Below are 15,614 nucleotides of genomic sequence, written 5' to 3' on the forward strand. Positions count from 1 at the left end.
CCGGCCGGGAGCCCGCCGCGCGTGGCCGGCGGGACGATCTGGCCGGAGGGCGTCGGACCGGCGCGGGCGGCCACCTCGGCCGGTGCTGCCGGTGACACCTCGGGTGCTGCTTCGGAGGGTGCTGTCCGGGACGGCGGGGAGCGGACCGGTGCGGCGGACCGGACCGGCGCCCGGGGACCGGTGGCGCTGCTCGGCGAGATCATCGACGTGCAGGCCCGGTCGGCCGGGATGCGGCTGCCCCGAGCACCCGGGCGGAACCTGGCCGTACTCGGCACCCGGGTGGACGAGGCGTGCGCGGTGCTGGACGCGGCGGCCCGGTCCCTGCGCCGCCAGCACGCACCCGGCACCGCCCGGTTCTCCATCGCCTGTCTCGACCCGGACGCCGACAGCGCCGCCAGGTCGCTCTACGAGGCCCTCGGCACGGACGCCGCCTGGTACTCCGAGGAGGACGTCGGCGAGCTGATGGCGGAGACGGCCGAAGGACTCGGCTCCGGCAGCTCCCCGGGCGAGCCGCACTACCTGCTGCTCTACGCCGTCGACGCGGCGGCCGGGCAGCTCGGCACCACCATCGGGCGGCGCTCCGGACTGGACCACCTGCGGCACGTGCTGCACAACGGCCCGGAACGGCGTACCCACACCCTCGCCTGGTGGCGCGGGGTGGCCCGGCTGCGGGCCGACCTCGGCGGCCCGGCGTCGCGTACGGACCAGATCGGTGCCTGGGTCGCGCTCGACGTACAGGGCGGGGAACTCACCTCCGCGCTCTACCCCGGAGCCGGCGGCGGGCCGGACTGGTACCCCCGGCCGTGGCGGGGACTCTTCTTCGACCGCTCGGTGCACCGGACCGGGCAAGTGATCATCCCCTATGGACCGTCCCGATGAGCGGCGACCTGGAGCGGGACCTCGACTACGCCCGAGCGCTGCGGCGGCTGGCCGAGCTGAGCGGCCGGGCCGACGCGGAGCGCGCCGAGGCGGACGCCTGGTACGCCCGCCAGTGCGCCGCCGCCGACCGCGCGGTACGCGACGCCGAGCAGGCGGTACGCCGGGCCGAGGCGGAGGTGTCGGCGGCCCAGGAGGAGGTGGACCGCACCGAGGCGGAGTCGATCCACCTGTGGAGCATCCTGCGCGGGCAGTTCGGTGCGGCGGACCGCCGGATCGGCGAGCCACCGGTGCCGCGCAACGGTGTCGGCGCACCGGCCGACGTGGCGGCGCTGCTCGAAGGGGTGCGGGAGCTGCTGGACAGGGCCCGCAAACCGGGCGAGCTGCCGCCGGCCGCCCGGCCCCTGCTGGCCCTCTTCGGGGTGCTCGGCGCGGCTGCCGCGTACGCCCTCGGGGTGGCCGCTGGGGTCGTCGGCGAACGGTACGGCGGGGACCTGGCGGTGGCGATGCCGGTGCTCGGCCTGCTGGTGACGCTGCTCGGTCCGGTCGTCGGGTTGGCGCCGGCCCGGGTGCTCGCCGACCGCCGGCACGCCGGCCTGGACGTCCGCGCCGTGCTGGTGGTCGTGGTCGCCGGCCTGGTCACCACCGGGGCGCTGTTCGGCCTGCTCCGCTGAAGTGCGCGGTGCGCGGGCGCGGTGTGCGGGCGCGGTTCGCGAGTGCCCGGTGCGGGCGCGGATGCGTGCGCGAAACCAGCCCCTGGGGAGGACGCGAGGGTCCAGGAGGGGCCGGTTCGCAGACGGGGGCCTACTCCTCCTCGGCCGGGACGGCGACGGCCTCGCGGAGCAGGCGGCGGGCCAGCACGATCCGGTCGGCGTCGTCGTCCAGCCCGGGCAGGTCGCCGACCCGGTGCACCCCGCCGTCGAGGAACGCCCGGACGGCCAGCGCGCACTGCGCCGGGAAGCTCAGCGTACGGTCGAAGAGCGACAGCACCACCCGGCCCGGCCCGGCACCGTCCGGGGCCGGTTGGGCGGTCAACTGCCAGCGCAGCCCGTCCCGGGGGGCGATCCGGGTCTGCACGTCCACCCCGGCGATCGCCGCCGCCTGGGCGAGCGGCCGGATCGGCGCCGGTCGGGCCGCCGGCCAGGCCCGGGCCCGCAGCCGGGCGGCCACCGCCGCCGGATCGACCCCGCCGAGCCAGTCCCGCAGCGCCTCGACGGTCTCGGTCAACTCCGGCTCGACCTGGTCCGCCTCGGCGACGTCCATCCCGAACGGCAGCGTGCCGCGCAGCCGCCGGTCCTCGGCGGCCAGCTCCAGCAGCGCCTCGACCATCGCGTACCGGGTAAGTGCCCGCACCCCGACGGTCAGGTGCAGGCTGCTCTCGTCCTGTGCCCGAGCGCTGTGCAGCCAGCCCCTGGGCAGGTAGAGCGCGTCGCCCGGCCCCAGCACCACGTCCAGCGCGGGCGGGCCGTCTGCGACGGCGGCCACCTCGTCGGCCCGGCCACCCCACGGCTGCCGCTCCAGCGGGTCGGGCAGCACCGGCTCGTGGACCTGCCAGTGCTTGTGCCCGTCGACCTGGAGCACGAAGACGTCGTGCGTGTCGTAGTGGGTGGCGAAGCCCTGACTTCCCGGCGGGGTCAGGTAGGCGTTCACCTGGAGCGGCTGACCGAGCTGCCGGCTCAGCTCGCGGGTGAAGTCGACAAGTGGCGGCCAGATCCGGTGCAGCCCCTGGAAGACCAGGGTCGCGCCGTCGGCGTACAGCCCGAGGACGCGCTCGTCGAGGACCTGGTCGGCGATCTCGGCTCCGCTCCCGCCGCCCCCGGTGTACTCGCCGGCCGGCAGCACCTTCCCGTTCTTCGCCACCCGCAGGAACGGGGTACGCAGTCCACGCCGGCTGAGCAGCTCGTCGGCGTCGGCCGGGCTGAGCAGGCCCCGGAAACCGTCCGGGTTGCCGAGCTCGGCGGCGCGGGACAGCAGTGCCGCCCGCCCCCAGTAGGCGGCGGCGAACTTCGCGGGTTCGACCGCGACGCAGCGGGCCAGGGCGGGGCGGCTGCCCGGAACGCGTGAACCCGGGTCGGCGGACCGGGCCGGGCGACGCTCGCCGCCCGCCCCGGTCGCCGGATCCGAGGTCCCGACGGCCGGTACCGGCGCCGCGGGTACTCCGCCGCGCCGGCCGGTCCGCGGCGGGTCGCCCATGCCGTCCGACCCGGAGGTCTCCGGCCGGTCCGCCACCGAGGTGTCCGCCCGGTTCGCGCCGGACACCTCCGGCGGGTACTCCGGTGCGACCGTGCCGGTGGAGCCGTCGTACTCGGTCATCGTCGTCCGCTCGGCGCTACCGGGCGGCGCTGTCGGCGCCGCCGTCCTGCTGGTCGGGGTTGGCTCCGGCGTCGGCCGGCCCCTCGGCCGCGCCGTCGGCCCCACCGTCGTGCTGGCCCGGAGTCGCACCACCGTCGGCCGGGCCCTCGGCGGCACCGTCCGCCCCGCCGTCGTGCTGGCCGGGGGTGGCTCCGGCGTCGGCCGGCCCCTCGGCGGCACCGTCGGCGCCGCCGTCATGGCCCATCGGGTTGGCTCCGCCGTCGGCCAACCCCTCCCCACCGCCGCCACCCGTGGTCCGGATGTCGTCGTCGTCGAGTCTCATCGGGTGCTCCCTCGCCATCAGCGCCCGGCCGCGCGGCCGGGCGTCGTTACGCGGGTGGTGGTACCCCGCACCCGATCACCTCTAACCCGGCAAACCACCCCGCTCGGCGCAGCGTGGCGAGACGCGACCAGCAGACCGCTGGTGATCAGCCCGCGCGGCAGTTGGCGCAGTCGGTGGCAAAGCACTACAGGGCGGCGGGTGGCGCCGGCGGGTCAACGCTGGGGGTACGGGGCCGAACTGTCCCGGACGACCAGGTCGGTGGAGAGTTCGACCCGGGGGGTGTCGAGCGGCTCGCCGCCGGCCAGCCGGAGCACGGTGCGGGCGGCCAGCAGTCCCATCTCGGCCAGCGGCTGGCGCACGGTGGTGAGCGGCGGCGAGGCCCAGCGCGCCTCCGGCAGGTCGTCGAAGCCGACCACGCTCACGTCGTCGGGCACCCGCAGCCCACGCCGCCGGACCGCCTCGTACGCCCCGAACGCCATCTGGTCGCTGGAGGCGAAGATCGCCGTCGGCGGCTCGTCGAGGTCGAGCAGCGCGGCACCGCCGGAGTAGCCGGACTCGTGGTAGAAGTCGCCGGGCACGATCAGCTGGTCGCACATCGGGATGCCGGCGGCGTCCAGGGCGGCCCGGTAGCCGTCCAGCCGGGCCCGGCTGCAGAGCAGGCGCGGCGGCCCGGCGATGAAGCCGATCCGGCGGTGTCCGAGCGAGAGCAGGTGCTCGGTGGCGCGCAGCCCACCGGCCCAGTTCGTCGCCCCGATGGTCGGGATGTCGAGGTGCGGCACCCCGGCGGGGTCGACCAGCACCATCGGCACGTTCAGCCGGCGCAGCTCGGCGTGCACCGGCGGGGCGAGGTCGCTGGCGACCAGGATCACCCCGTCGGTGGCCCGGGTGCGCAGGTTCTGCAACCACTGCCGGGTCGAGGTGGAGCGGCGGTGGATCGCCGAGACCACCGTGCCGACCCCGGAGGCGTGCGCGACGTCCTCCACCCCGCGGATGATCTCGACCGCCCAGGGGCTGTCCAGGTCGTTGAAGATCAGGTCGATCAGACTGGCGCCGGCCCGTGGCCGGGCGGCCCGACGGCGGTAGCCGTGCCGGCGGAGGAGTTCCTCCACCCGTTCCCGGGTCTGCGGCGCCACGTCGTTGCGGCCGTTGAGCACCCGGGAGACCGTCGGCACCGACACGCCCGCCTCCTGGGCGATGGCGGTGATCGTGATCCTTCGTCCTTCGTCGACCGTCACGAGGCAGCTCCTTCGTCGAGGGTCCAGCCTACGACCGAAACACTTTCGAGGCTGCACCGGCATCGGTCAAGCGGCCTTTCAGTATTTGCCCCAGGTTCCGGGGTTGACTGACCGCACGGTGGGCCATAACGTTCCGAACCAGTTACGGAACAATTCCGGAAAGTTTGCGCCGGAGAGGATCGTCAATGTCCCGTCCCGCCGTCGTGGCCACGATCCCGCCGGCTCGGGTGGCCGGCGGTCCGGCAGTGATCGGCTGCTGATGGCGACTCCCGGCGACCCGGTCATCCCCGGCTTCCATCCGGACCCGAGCGTCTGCCGGGTCGGCGACGACTACTACCTGGCCTGTTCGAGCTTCGAGTACTTCCCGGGCGTGCCCGTCTTCCACAGCCGCGACCTGGTGAACTGGACCCAGATCGGCAACGTCCTCGACCGGCCCGACCAGCTCGCCCTGCCGGCCGGCACCCCGTCCTCCGGCGGGGTCTACGCACCCACGCTGCGGCACCACGACGGCCGGTTCTGGCTGATCACCTCGAACATCCCGCACGGCGGCACCCTGCTGGTCACCGCGGACGACCCGGCCGGCCCCTGGTCGGATCCGGTGCACCTGCCCGACGTGCTCGGCATCGATCCCGACCTGGCCTGGGACGACGACGGCAACTGCTGGTGCACCGTCGCCGGCATCGACCAGCTGCGGATCGACCCGGTCCGGGGGACCGCGCTGAGCCGGCCGAAGCGGCTCTGGTCCGGCACGCCCGGCGCGCAGGCTCCCGAGGCACCGCACCTCTACCAGGTCGACGGCACCTGGTATCTGCTGATCGCCGAGGGCGGCACCGAGCGCGGACACGGCATCTCGGTGGCCCGCGCACCGGCACCGGACGGCCCGTTCGAGCCCTGCCCGGCCAACCCGATCCTCAGCCACCGCAGCACCGACCACCCGATCCAGAACACCGGACACGGCGACCTGGTGCGGGCCACCGACGGCTCGTGGTGGCTGGTCTTCCTCGGGGTACGCGCCAAGGGGGGCACGCCCGGCTGGCACGTACTCGGCCGGGAGACCTTCCTCGCCCCGGTCACCTGGACCGACGGCTGGCCGGTGATCGGGCCGGTCGGCGCGCTGCCGCCGGCCGCCGCCCAGGCCCCCGCGCCGGTGGGTGCCGCACCGGCGCGGGACGACTTCGACAGCACCGAGCTGCACCCCCGGTGGATCTCGATCCGGAGCCGCCCGCCGGAGGACGTCTCGTTGGCCGAGCGTCCCGGCTGGCTGACCCTGCGGGCCCGGGGCGGCTCGCTGGACGAGCCGACGGTGACCTTCGTCGGCCGCCGCCAGGACCGGCACGACGTCCGGGTACGCGCCCTGGTCGACCCGGGCGTCGGTCGGGGCGGCCTGGCGGTACGCCTGGACGAGGCACACCACTACGCCGTCGAGCTGGGCGACGGCGAGGTCTGGGTACGGGCCCGGATCGGCCCGCTGTGCCAGCGGATCGGCACCCGTCCGGTGAGCGGTCCGGTGGTGCTGCGCGTCGAGACCTGGTCCTCCGGCCCCGGCATGGACCATCCCCGGCAGGAGCCGGACGTGGTACGCCTGGGCTACGAGACGCCGGGCGGCGAGTTCGTGGTCCTCGCCGAACTCGACGGGCGCTACCTCTCCACCGAGGTCGCCGGCGGATTCACCGGGCGGGTGATCGGCTGCTACGCCACCGCCGACGCCATCGGAGTCGACTGGTACGACTACCGGGTCCTCGCCTCGCTGGACCGGGCCGAGGTGGTCGACGACCTGGTCGACGCCTGACCCTCGGGCCCCGGCTGTCCCCGGTCGGCGTCGACGCCGCGTTCGAAGACCAGCCCCTCGTAGAGCGGGGTCATCCCGACGGACTCGTAGAGCCGGACCGGCCCGATCGGGTTGCTCAGGTCCACACCGAGCCCGGCGTACTCCCGCCCCTTGGCGGCGTAGCGGGCGAAGGCGTACGCCAGCAGTGCCCCGCCCACCCCGCGCCGCCGGTGTTCCCGGAGCACCGCCAGCTGCTTCACCCAGCCCTCGTTCTGGTCGAGGGTCTGGTCGGCGGACTGGAGGATGCCGACCGCCTCGCCATCGCACTCGGCGACGAACCACTCGTCCCAGGCGACGCTGGGCAGGGCGCGGACCTGCTCCCACCACTGCTGGCAGCTGGCGGGCTGGTAGTCCGGGGTGTCCCGGAAGGCGGTGTCCAGGATCCGGTGGAAGGTGCGCAGTTCGGCCTCGTCGTCGGGGCGTACCGGTCGGATCCGCACCCCGGGCGGCGGGGCCGGCGGTTCGGCGGCCACCCCGGCCAGCGGCCGGCGCATCCGGGCGTACCGCTTGACGAACTCGAAGCCGGCGTCGCGCAGTACCCCGATCCAGCGCTCCTCGCCGGGCAGCGCGATCGCGCGTACCGTCATCGCGGCCAGGCCGAACTCGGCGGCGCGCTGCGCGGAGCGGGCGAGTTGCCTGGCGAGCAGCGGCACCTGGGCCGGCACCCCGTGCTCCGGGTGCACGTAGACCTCGACGGTCTCCCGGGGTCCCCGCTGGGAGTCCTCCAGATAGGACCAGCCGCGCACCTCGCCGGCCGGGTCGACGGCGAGCCAGGTGTCCCGGTCCAGGTCCAGGTCGGGCGCGGTGAGCACCTCGCGTACGTCGTCGGCGCTGAAGTCGGGATGTCCGAGCGCCGCGATGTCGCTGGCGTGTACGACGGCCAGGATCGCCGGTACGTCGTCGAGCGCGGGCCGGCGCACCGACCAGCCGGGGGGCAGTGACATGCCCAGCATCTAACCCCGGCCGCCCGCCGCCCGCCGCCGATTTTCCCGGCCGTGGCCCCGCGCCCCGGTCGACGCGGCGGTGCGGTCAGCGGGCGAAGGTGGCGACCATGTTGCCGCTGGCGAGTTCGAGGTCCCGCACCGCGGCGTGCACGTCCGGCGCCTGCGGGGCGCTGGGCAGTTCCAGTGGCCGGTTGACCGCGTAGAGCCGGAAGAAGTACCGGTGCGGGTCGTCGTTCATCGGCGGGTGCGGGCCAGCCCAGCCCGGAGCGCCGAAGCCGTTCGTCCAGACCCGGCCGCCGGGCGGGGTTCCGCCCTCGTCCACCCCGCCGGAACTCGCCTCGATCCCGGTCACCAGCCAGTGCAGGAACGGGGTACGCCCGGCGTCCCGGTCCTCGACCAGCAGGACCAGTTCGGTCGCCTCCTCCGGCACGTCGGACCACTCCAGCGGCGGCGAGACGTTGCCGCCGTTCCGGGAGAACCGGTCCGGCAGCCGGTCGTGGTCGTTGAAGGCGCGGCTGCGCATCTGTATCCCGGCCATCGCGTTCGCCTCCCCTCTCCCCCGAGCCGTTCGGGCCCGGGCGTTCCTGCCGGCAAGCCGTCCGTCCCCCGGGCCGGTCGTGCCGGGCTCAGCCCTGGGGCGCTCGTGCCGGGCGTACCCCTGGGCCGGTCGTGCCGGGCGTACCCGTGGGCCGGTCGTGCCGGGCGTACCCGTGGGCCGGTCGTGCCGGGCGTACCCGTGGTGGGCACGCCGAAACGGCCGCCGGCGGCGACGGAGCGGGGTCAGCCGCGCCGGCGGCCACACCGGCGGGAGATCTGCCGGCCCAGGCCGCGACGCTTGCCGGCCGCCCGGCCGAGCAGGTCGTCGAGGAGCAGGGTGAGGCCGGCGCCGACCAACCAGCTGTCCTTGGCGATCGGCACACCCTGCTGGGTCGGCCGGGGACTGCCCGGCTCGTGCATGCCGGGCGTCGCCCAGTACAGCCGCAGCAGGCCGCCGCCGAAGCCGAGCAGGCCGAGCCCGGCCAGCCCGGACGGGACGAACGGGAGCAGCAGGGCGGCGCCGAGCGCCACTTCGGTGCCGGCGAGCAGCCGGGCGAACTGTTCGGCCGGGAGCCGCCGCAGCGGCGGGATCGCCCCGACCGCCATCCCGTGCATGCTCGCCGCGCCGTCGCCCTCGAGGTTCCATTTGGAGACGCCGGAGTTCAGGACGAACGCCCCGATCGCGACGCGCAGCGGAAGATGGGACACGTTCATCGCTCGCTCCGCTCTGCCGGTGCCGCTGTCAGGGCACGCCTACCCCGATAGCCCGCCCGCACACACGACCCCGCACGCGCGACCAGACCACCGCCGCAGGCGCGACCACCGCCGAGCCGCGCCGTCCAGAGGCCGGTCGCGCGGAAGCCGGTAGCACGGAGCCGGCCATCTCGAAGGCCGACCATCCCTGAAGCCGGTCGCGCGGAGGCGGTCAGGTCGCGGATGCGGAGGGCTCCGCTCGTCTGCCCCGATCACGGAGGGTGTCCGCCGCGGCCACCCCGGCCAGCACCAGGCAGACGTAGCCGGCGATGCCCACCAGCGGCAGCAGCCGGGTCAGCGGGACGATCGCCACCAGCAGCCCGAGCGCCACCAGCCGGGAGCCGGAACCCCGGGCGAAGACCTCGTAGTCGAACCGGATCCGGCCGAGCAGGAACAGCACCGGCCCGCCCAGCAGCAGGGCGGTCGTCCGCCACCCCACCGTCTCCAGCGGCTCGGTGATGACCTGCTTGAAGGCCGCCGCCGCGAACACGACGCCGGCCACCATCAGCAGGTGGGTGTACGGGGCCATTCCGATGAACCGACGGGCCGCCGGAGCCGACTCGATCGCCTGTGGCAGTACCTCGCCGGCCCGGTGCGTGTAGACCCGCCACAGCAGCACGGTGCTGAGGAACGTGGCGAACAGTCCGCCGGCCGGGGCGATTCCGGCCGGCGCCTCGCTGTAGACCAGGCCGGCGACCAGGATCGCGTCGCCAAGCGCGATCATGAAGAACTGCTGGTAGCGCTCTGCAAGGTGCGCCGCGGTCACACTGAACTGCTCGGGCGGCAGCCGCCTCCGCCCGGGGACCGGATAGCCCAGGAAGAAGCCCAGGTAGTCGATCGCGGCGGCGAGTGCCCAGACCGCCAGCCGGAGCGTGTCGGCCGGCAGCAGCGCGCCGACGATCCACGGCACCGTCGAGACGGTGAACCAGCAGAAGATCCGGACGGCCCGCCCCTGGGCCCGCCGGCCGCGCAGGATCGGCACCAGGAGCAGGCCACGACCCAGATGGATCCCGACGTAGGCACCGGCGAAGACCAGTCCTCCGTGTCCGAAGGCGTGCGGCACGGTCGCCGCCATCACCAGGGCGCCCAGCATCACCGCGATCATCAGGAACTGGATCCAGACCTGCTGCGGGTCGTAGAGGTCGGTCACGAACGCGGTGATCGCCCAGACCCACCAGATGGCGGCGAGCAGGAGCACCGCCTGGGCGATCCCGAGCCAACTGACGTTCAGGCCGAGGTTCCGGGAGATCTGGGCGAGCGCGACGACGAAGACCAGGTCGAAGAAGAGTTCCAGCAGCGTGGCCCGGCGGGAGCCCGCCGGATCGCGCTCCAGACCCGCCCTGGCGCTCGCCCTCACCTGCCAAGACTGCGGCACGACCGGTCCGGACGGCAGGACAATCCAGCATCTTCCGGGCGACTTCCGTCCGGCTCGGCGCCGACCGAGACGGGATGTGCCAACCGAACGAGCCGGGAGGTGTTACCCGAACGAGCCGGTCGCGACCGGGCCAGCCGGTTCGTACCTGCCGATGATCACTCCGTTCGGCGAGACGGTCCCGTGCACCAATCTGAGTCCGGCCGGGACGGTGCCGTCGGCGAAGAGCCGCTTGCCGGAGCCGAGCACGACCGGGAAGACCAGCAGCCGGAACTCGTCGACCAGGTCGTGCCGCAGCAGTGTCTGCACCAGGTTGCCGCTGCCGTGCACCTGCAACTCCGGTCCGTCCGCCTTCTTCAGCGCCGCCACGCCCTCGGCGACGTCGCCCTCGATCAGCTCGGACCGGTCCCAGCCCAGGGTCGGTCGCCCTCGGGAGGCGACGTACTTAGTGGCCCGGTTGAGCGGCTCAGCGCCCTCCTCCGCCGAGGCGTGCGGCCAGTACGCGGCGAAGATGTCGTAGGTGCGGCGCCCGAGGACCAGGTCGAACGGCTTGCCCATCAGGTCCTCCATGGCGGCGCCCACCTGGTCGTCCCAGTAGTTGACCATCCAGCCGCCGTGGGCGAAGCCGTTGTCGTCGTCTTCGCCGGGGCCGCCCGGGGCCTGCATGACGCCGTCGAGGGTCAGGAACGTGCTCACAACCAGCTTCCGCATGCCGGTGTCCTCTCCGTCGGGTCGCGATCTCGTGCTGCCGCCACACTTCCACCGACAACTCCACCAGTCAAGACTGAGTTTATTGTCGGTCATTGCCATGGATGACGGACGCGGTCGCGGGCGGCGCCGAGATGGCGGATGAAGAGTGCGGAGGAGGCCGGCGGCCTCGGTTGGCTAAGGAACGATCGCGTCGACGTAACCGCCGTCGACCCGGATCGCCGCGCCGGTGGTGGCCGAGGCGAGCGGCGAGGCGAGATAGGTGACCATGTTGGCGATCTCGACGGGCTCGATCAGCCGCTGGAGCAGGGACTGCGGCCGGTGCAGCCGCATGAACTCGCGCTGCGCCCGCTCCCACGGCAGGCTCCGGTCCACGAGCTGATAGACGAACTCCTGCACGCCACCGGTGTGTGTCGGGCCGGCGAGCACCGAGTTGACCGTCACCCCGCTGCCGGCGGCGGCCTTGGCGAACCCACGGGACACGCCGAGCAGCGCCGTCTTGGAGACGCCATAGTGGATCATCTCGGCCGGGGTGACGATTGCCGAGTCGCTGCCGATGTACTGCACCCGCCCCCAGCCGCGCTCCATCATCCCGGGCAGGTAGCTCCGGGTCAGCCGTACCGCGGCCAGCACGTTCACCTCGAGGTAGCGCCGCCACTCCTGATCGTCGATCTCCAGTGCCGGCCGGGCGCCGAAGATGCCGAGGTTGTTGACCAGGATGTCGACGCTGGGCAGGATCTCGAGGGCCCGCGCCGAGCCGTCGTCGCTGGCGACGTCGGCCGCGACCTCGACCACCTCCGCCGCCGGCACCTCCGCCCGCAGCGCGGTCGCGGCCCGCGCCACGGTCTCCGGGGTACGCCCGTTGACGGCGACCCGGGCACCGGCCCTGGCCAGCCCGGTGGCGATGGCGGCGCCGATGCCCTGGGTCGATCCGGTCACCAGCGCGGTCCGGCCGGTCAGGTCGATCTGCACGGTCATGAGGCTCCCCGAACATCTCAGCGGTCTCGGAGGACCGGCGCGAATCTGTACAGAACCGACCGTAGTGCGGGGTCCCGACGAAAGGCGCGGCGGGTACCACCGGCCGGTGGTACCCGCCGCGTCGGCGAGGTGTGGGTCACTTGAGCCAGGGCTGCCGCCGCACGATCGGCAGGCCGGCCCAGATCCGGCCGAGCCCCCAGGTGTCGCCGGCACCGACCAGGGCCAGGCCGGCGAGCAGCGCGGCGTGGATCAGGTGCTCGTCCATGAAGGGGTTGTTCTCGGGAGGCAGCACGACGGTCCACATCAGCACGTACAGCAGGCCGCCGGCCACCGCCGCGACCCGGAGGCCGATCCCGGCCAGCAAAGCGACCCCGATGGCGAGCAGGCCGACCATGAACAGCACGTCCGCCCAGGCGGCACCGGCGATACCGTGGTAGAACCCCTGGAACGGCCCTTCCGCGCCGAACCCCAGGAAGCCCTTGGTGGGGCTGCCGCCGTTGATCCAGGCGGCCTTGCTCTCGGTCGCGTGGCCGAGCCCGAACGTCTTGTCCAGGAACGCCCACAGGAAGGTCCAGCCCAGCGCGAGCCGGATGCCGGCGAAAACGTACCGGGCGGCCCGCTGGGCGGCGGTCTGCACACCCACCCGGTCGGCCGCGTCCGCGGTCTGTCGGGCGACGGGCTGGTTGCTGGTCGCCGTCATCGTCGTCACGTCCTCTCTGCTGTCGTCCGCGCTGTCCCTCGCGGCTACCTCCATTCGACGCCGCCGACCACCACCCGCGGCAGGGCCGGCGGACCGCCCGTACCCGGGACTTTGGACCCGTCTTCCCGGGCCGTCCGGTGCGGTGCCGCCGTCCCGGCCGATCGCAGCCGCCCGGCGGTTACCTGACCGATCCGCAGCACCATCTGCGGCCGACCGGACCGCCCGAGGGCGAGGCGGAGCTGCTCGCGCGCCGCCGGAACGGCGACCACCTGCGCGTGCAGGCCCGCCTTCAGCCCGGCAGCCGTGACCGTCAACAGCAGCCGCTGCACCGCCTGCCCGGCCCGCAACTGGTCACCGGGAGTGTCCAACGGGCTGCCCAGGACCGCCACCATCGGCTCGCCGCCCGCATCGAGCGGCGGCGGCACGGCATCCGGTCCGTCGACCAGCGACGCGACGGCACCGGGACCGCCGGGCAACGACGCGACAGCGCCCGGACTGTCGGGCGGCGGTGCGGTACGCCAGCGGATCGCGCCCGCCGCCTCCGCCGGAACCCGCTCCAGCACCCGCCGGGCACTCGCCTCGATCTGGGCGAACGCGGCCACCGCGGGATGCCCGACGATCAGCTCCAGCCAGCCGTGCTCGATCCGGGCCGCCTCGATCAGCCGGCGCCGCACCTCGGGCGGCACCGACGCCGGCAGGACCGGCCCGGCGGCGACGGCGCAGTACGGCAGTGCCGCACACAGCTCCCGCTCGGCAGGACCCGCCGACTGCACCGGACCGGGATGCAGCCGGGCCAGCAGTTCCGGTTCGTCGCGGTTCGGGCGCAGCCGGACCAGCGCCGGCCGACCGCAGACCGCCAGGGCCAGCCGTACGTTGAACAGGCCGGCACCACCACCCACCCGCGCGGCCCAGCCGGCGCGGTCGGCGGACCCGTCCACACCGGACGGAGTCGCCAGCACGTCGATGGCACCGTCGCGCAGCCGCAGCCACCGCCGGCTCTGTTCCGCCCCGGGCGCTCGGGCGGCGGCGGCCACCGCACGGTCCAGATCCGCCCGGGTATATCCCGTCGAACTCATCTGCTTCCTCCTCGCCGCCCCGCCCGACCCAGGAGGCGGCCCGCCGTCCAGCCGACCCCGACCGGTCCGAGCCGGTCCGCTCGCCGTCGCGCCGCGCCGGAGCCGGTCAGTCGGCGTACTCGATCACGTCGGCGGGTTCCCGCCGCAGCACCGGCGGCAGCGGATCCGGATCGTCCACGAAGCCCAGCCGGACCACCACGTACGGCTCGCCGATGTCGGCGAGCATGTTGCGCATCAGCCAACGCGGCCAGTCCAGCTCGATCGGGTCGCTCAGCGGTGCCGTGGCGAGCCCGTCGGCGACGGCGGCCAGCAGCAGGGCGGAGAGCGCCTCGCCACCGGTGAGCAGGTCGGCCGGACCGTCGGCGTCGCCGAACAGGATCGCGTAGGTGGCTCCCCGGTCCATCCCGTCGCCGACCTCCAGCCCCGGGGTGCCGCCGAACGCGTGATCCCGGATCGGCACCCGGCGGATCCCCGGCCGGACCGCCGAGGCGGCCGGTACCCCGTCCCGGGCTTCCGGCGGGCGGTTGGTCCAGCGCCGCAACTCGACCCGGTAGGCCGGGTCGTCCAGTTCGACGCCCGCGGCGTTGGCGGTGGCCACGGCCAGCATCGGCATCTGGTCGTCGCGGACCAGGTGCAGGTGTGCTCCCTCGGCCTCGACCACCGCACGGAGCCGGTGCAGGATCTGCGGGTCGACTCGGCGGTCCCCGAAGGCCCGCCGGTCGGTACGGCGCAGCGCGGCCGCCGCCTGCTGCCGGGACTGTTCCGGATCGGGCGCCGCCCGTCCGGTGACCGTGAGCCGGGCCAGCAGGTCCGGATCGGCGTGGTCCGGGAACCGTGTCACCTCGGTGCGGTAGCCGGCCACGGCGAGCGCCAGTCGGGCGTGGTGCAGGGCCGCGCCACAGCTGACCAGCAGCAGCCGTCGGGTCGCGTCGACGGTGTGCACCTGCCGGGAGCGGTCCGCCCGCAACTCCAGTACGGCGCCGGGGCCGACCCGCCACCGCCACGGCTGGGTGTTGAAGACCGAGGGCGCCAGCAGCGCGTACGCGGCGGCGGCACCGAACGCGGCGCGGGCCTCGGCGGCGGGCACGGCGGTGTCGTCGGCGACCGTCGTCGCGGTGCTCCGGTTGGGGATCATCGCTTTTCCTCCTCGTTCGCTGTCTGCCCCACCACGGTGCGCCGCCGCGCCGGCGGACCGGCAGGGCCGCAGGTCCCGAACCGGCAGGCCGCAGTCCCCGGACTCGGCACGCGCCGTTGTAGGACCTTCGGCCCTGTCGGTCGGCGCGTCGGGCGGGTAGGAAGGAACGGTGATCAGAGTTTTCCTGCTCGACGACCACGAGGTGGTCCGGCGCGGCCTGGCCGACCTGTTGCAGAGCAACGGCGACATCGAGGTGGTCGGCGAGTCCGGCTCCGCCCAGGAGGCGGCGCGGCGAATCCCGGCACTCCGCCCCGACGTGGCGATCCTGGACGCCCGGCTGCCGGACGGCAACGGCATCGACGTGTGCCGGGACGTCCGGGCCGTCGACTCGACGATCAAGGGCCTGATCCTCACCTCCTACGAGGACGACGAGGCGCTCTTCGCGGCGATCATGGCCGGCGCCGCCGGGTACGTCCTGAAGCAGATCCGCGGCACCGACCTGGTCGACGCGGTCCACCGGGTGGCCGCCGGCCAGTCGCTGCTGGACCCGGCGGTCACCGCCCGGGTGCTGGACCGGATCCGCAGCGGGGTCGAGCAGCCCCGCGAGTTCCAGTCGCTGACCGAACAGGAGCGCCGGATCCTGGAGTACGTGGCGGAGGGGCTCACCAACCGGGAGATCGCCGGCAAGATGTTCCTGGCCGAGAAGACCGTGAAGAACTACGTCTCCAGCCTGCTGGCCAAGCTCGGCCTGGAACGGCGTACCCAGGCGGCGGTGCTGGCCACCCGGCTGCTCGGCGACCGGCACTGAGCCGACGCCGCACCGGCACTGAGCCGACG

15 protein-coding genes and 1 pseudogene are annotated in these 15,614 nt (G+C 74.2%); 4 read left to right on the plus strand and 12 right to left on the minus strand.

Annotated features, from left to right (window positions below):
- Nucleotides 1-183: 183 nt before the first annotated feature.
- Nucleotides 184-879, plus strand: a pseudogene (locus tag O7626_RS41540) (cell division protein FtsK); the annotation flags it as partial.
- Entirely contained in the window at nucleotides 876-1,550 is a 675-nt protein-coding gene (locus O7626_RS15110; protein ID WP_278061794.1) for a hypothetical protein, read from the plus strand. The pseudogene O7626_RS41540 and the gene O7626_RS15110, both read left to right, overlap by 4 nt.
- A 130-nt stretch (nucleotides 1,551-1,680) precedes the next feature.
- On the opposite strand, the gene O7626_RS15115 is transcribed toward O7626_RS15110, so the two are convergent.
- From O7626_RS15115 to O7626_RS15125, 3 genes are all read right to left on the minus strand, one after another.
- Nucleotides 1,681-3,189, minus strand: a complete 1,509-nt coding sequence (locus O7626_RS15115; RefSeq protein WP_278061795.1) for a cupin domain-containing protein — start codon at nucleotides 3,187-3,189, stop codon at nucleotides 1,681-1,683.
- A gap of 16 nt (nucleotides 3,190-3,205) precedes the next feature.
- Nucleotides 3,206-3,511: a hypothetical protein gene (locus tag O7626_RS15120; protein WP_278061796.1), complete on the minus strand. Its 306-nt coding sequence runs from the start codon at nucleotides 3,509-3,511 to the stop codon at nucleotides 3,206-3,208.
- Nucleotides 3,512-3,723: 212 nt separating this feature from the next.
- A complete protein-coding gene (locus O7626_RS15125) occupies nucleotides 3,724-4,746 on the minus strand; it encodes a LacI family DNA-binding transcriptional regulator (protein ID WP_278061797.1) in 1,023 nt (340 codons plus the stop codon).
- A 259-nt stretch (nucleotides 4,747-5,005) separates the two neighbouring features.
- Between O7626_RS15125 and O7626_RS15130 the strand changes: the two genes are divergently transcribed.
- Entirely contained in the window at nucleotides 5,006-6,535 is a 1,530-nt protein-coding gene (locus O7626_RS15130) for a glycoside hydrolase family 43 protein (RefSeq protein WP_278061798.1), read from the plus strand.
- Here the strand turns inward: O7626_RS15130 and O7626_RS15135 are convergent.
- The 9 genes from O7626_RS15135 to O7626_RS15175 form a co-directional block, all read right to left on the minus strand.
- Entirely contained in the window at nucleotides 6,475-7,518 is a 1,044-nt protein-coding gene (locus O7626_RS15135) for a GNAT family N-acetyltransferase (RefSeq protein WP_278061799.1), read from the minus strand. The genes O7626_RS15130 and O7626_RS15135 overlap by 61 nt on opposite strands.
- 85 nt (nucleotides 7,519-7,603) lie before the next feature.
- A complete protein-coding gene (locus O7626_RS15140) occupies nucleotides 7,604-8,056 on the minus strand; it encodes a YbhB/YbcL family Raf kinase inhibitor-like protein (protein WP_278061800.1) in 453 nt (150 codons plus the stop codon).
- A gap of 242 nt (nucleotides 8,057-8,298) precedes the next feature.
- Nucleotides 8,299-8,769, minus strand: coding sequence for a DoxX family protein (locus O7626_RS15145; RefSeq protein WP_278061801.1), 471 nt, complete (start codon nucleotides 8,767-8,769; stop codon nucleotides 8,299-8,301).
- 211 nt (nucleotides 8,770-8,980) lie between these two features.
- On the minus strand, nucleotides 8,981-10,165 hold the full coding sequence (locus tag O7626_RS15150) for a low temperature requirement protein A (RefSeq protein WP_278061802.1): 1,185 nt from the start codon (nucleotides 10,163-10,165) through the stop codon (nucleotides 8,981-8,983).
- Nucleotides 10,166-10,285: 120 nt separating this feature from the next.
- Complete coding sequence (locus tag O7626_RS15155; RefSeq protein WP_278061803.1) at nucleotides 10,286-10,891, minus strand: dihydrofolate reductase family protein; 606 nt, start codon at nucleotides 10,889-10,891, stop codon at nucleotides 10,286-10,288.
- 174 nt (nucleotides 10,892-11,065) lie between these two features.
- A complete protein-coding gene (locus tag O7626_RS15160) occupies nucleotides 11,066-11,866 on the minus strand; it encodes an SDR family oxidoreductase (RefSeq protein WP_278061804.1) in 801 nt (266 codons plus the stop codon).
- A gap of 136 nt (nucleotides 11,867-12,002) precedes the next feature.
- Complete coding sequence (locus O7626_RS15165) at nucleotides 12,003-12,575, minus strand: hypothetical protein (RefSeq protein ID WP_278061805.1); 573 nt, start codon at nucleotides 12,573-12,575, stop codon at nucleotides 12,003-12,005.
- 35 nt (nucleotides 12,576-12,610) lie between these two features.
- A complete protein-coding gene (locus O7626_RS15170; protein ID WP_278061806.1) occupies nucleotides 12,611-13,642 on the minus strand; it encodes a nitroreductase in 1,032 nt (343 codons plus the stop codon).
- A gap of 106 nt (nucleotides 13,643-13,748) precedes the next feature.
- Nucleotides 13,749-14,777 carry a nitroreductase gene (locus tag O7626_RS15175; protein ID WP_347404789.1) on the minus strand — a complete coding sequence of 343 codons (1,029 nt, stop codon included), beginning with the start codon at nucleotides 14,775-14,777 and terminating at the stop codon, nucleotides 13,749-13,751.
- A gap of 169 nt (nucleotides 14,778-14,946) precedes the next feature.
- On the opposite strand from O7626_RS15175, the gene O7626_RS15180 reads away from it, so the two are divergent.
- Complete coding sequence (locus O7626_RS15180) at nucleotides 14,947-15,585, plus strand: response regulator transcription factor (RefSeq protein WP_278061807.1); 639 nt, start codon at nucleotides 14,947-14,949, stop codon at nucleotides 15,583-15,585.
- The last annotated feature ends 29 nt before the right edge of the window (nucleotides 15,586-15,614 follow it).

Source organism: Micromonospora sp. WMMD1102, assembly GCF_029626265.1.
Taxonomy (GTDB): domain Bacteria; phylum Actinomycetota; class Actinomycetes; order Mycobacteriales; family Micromonosporaceae; genus Plantactinospora.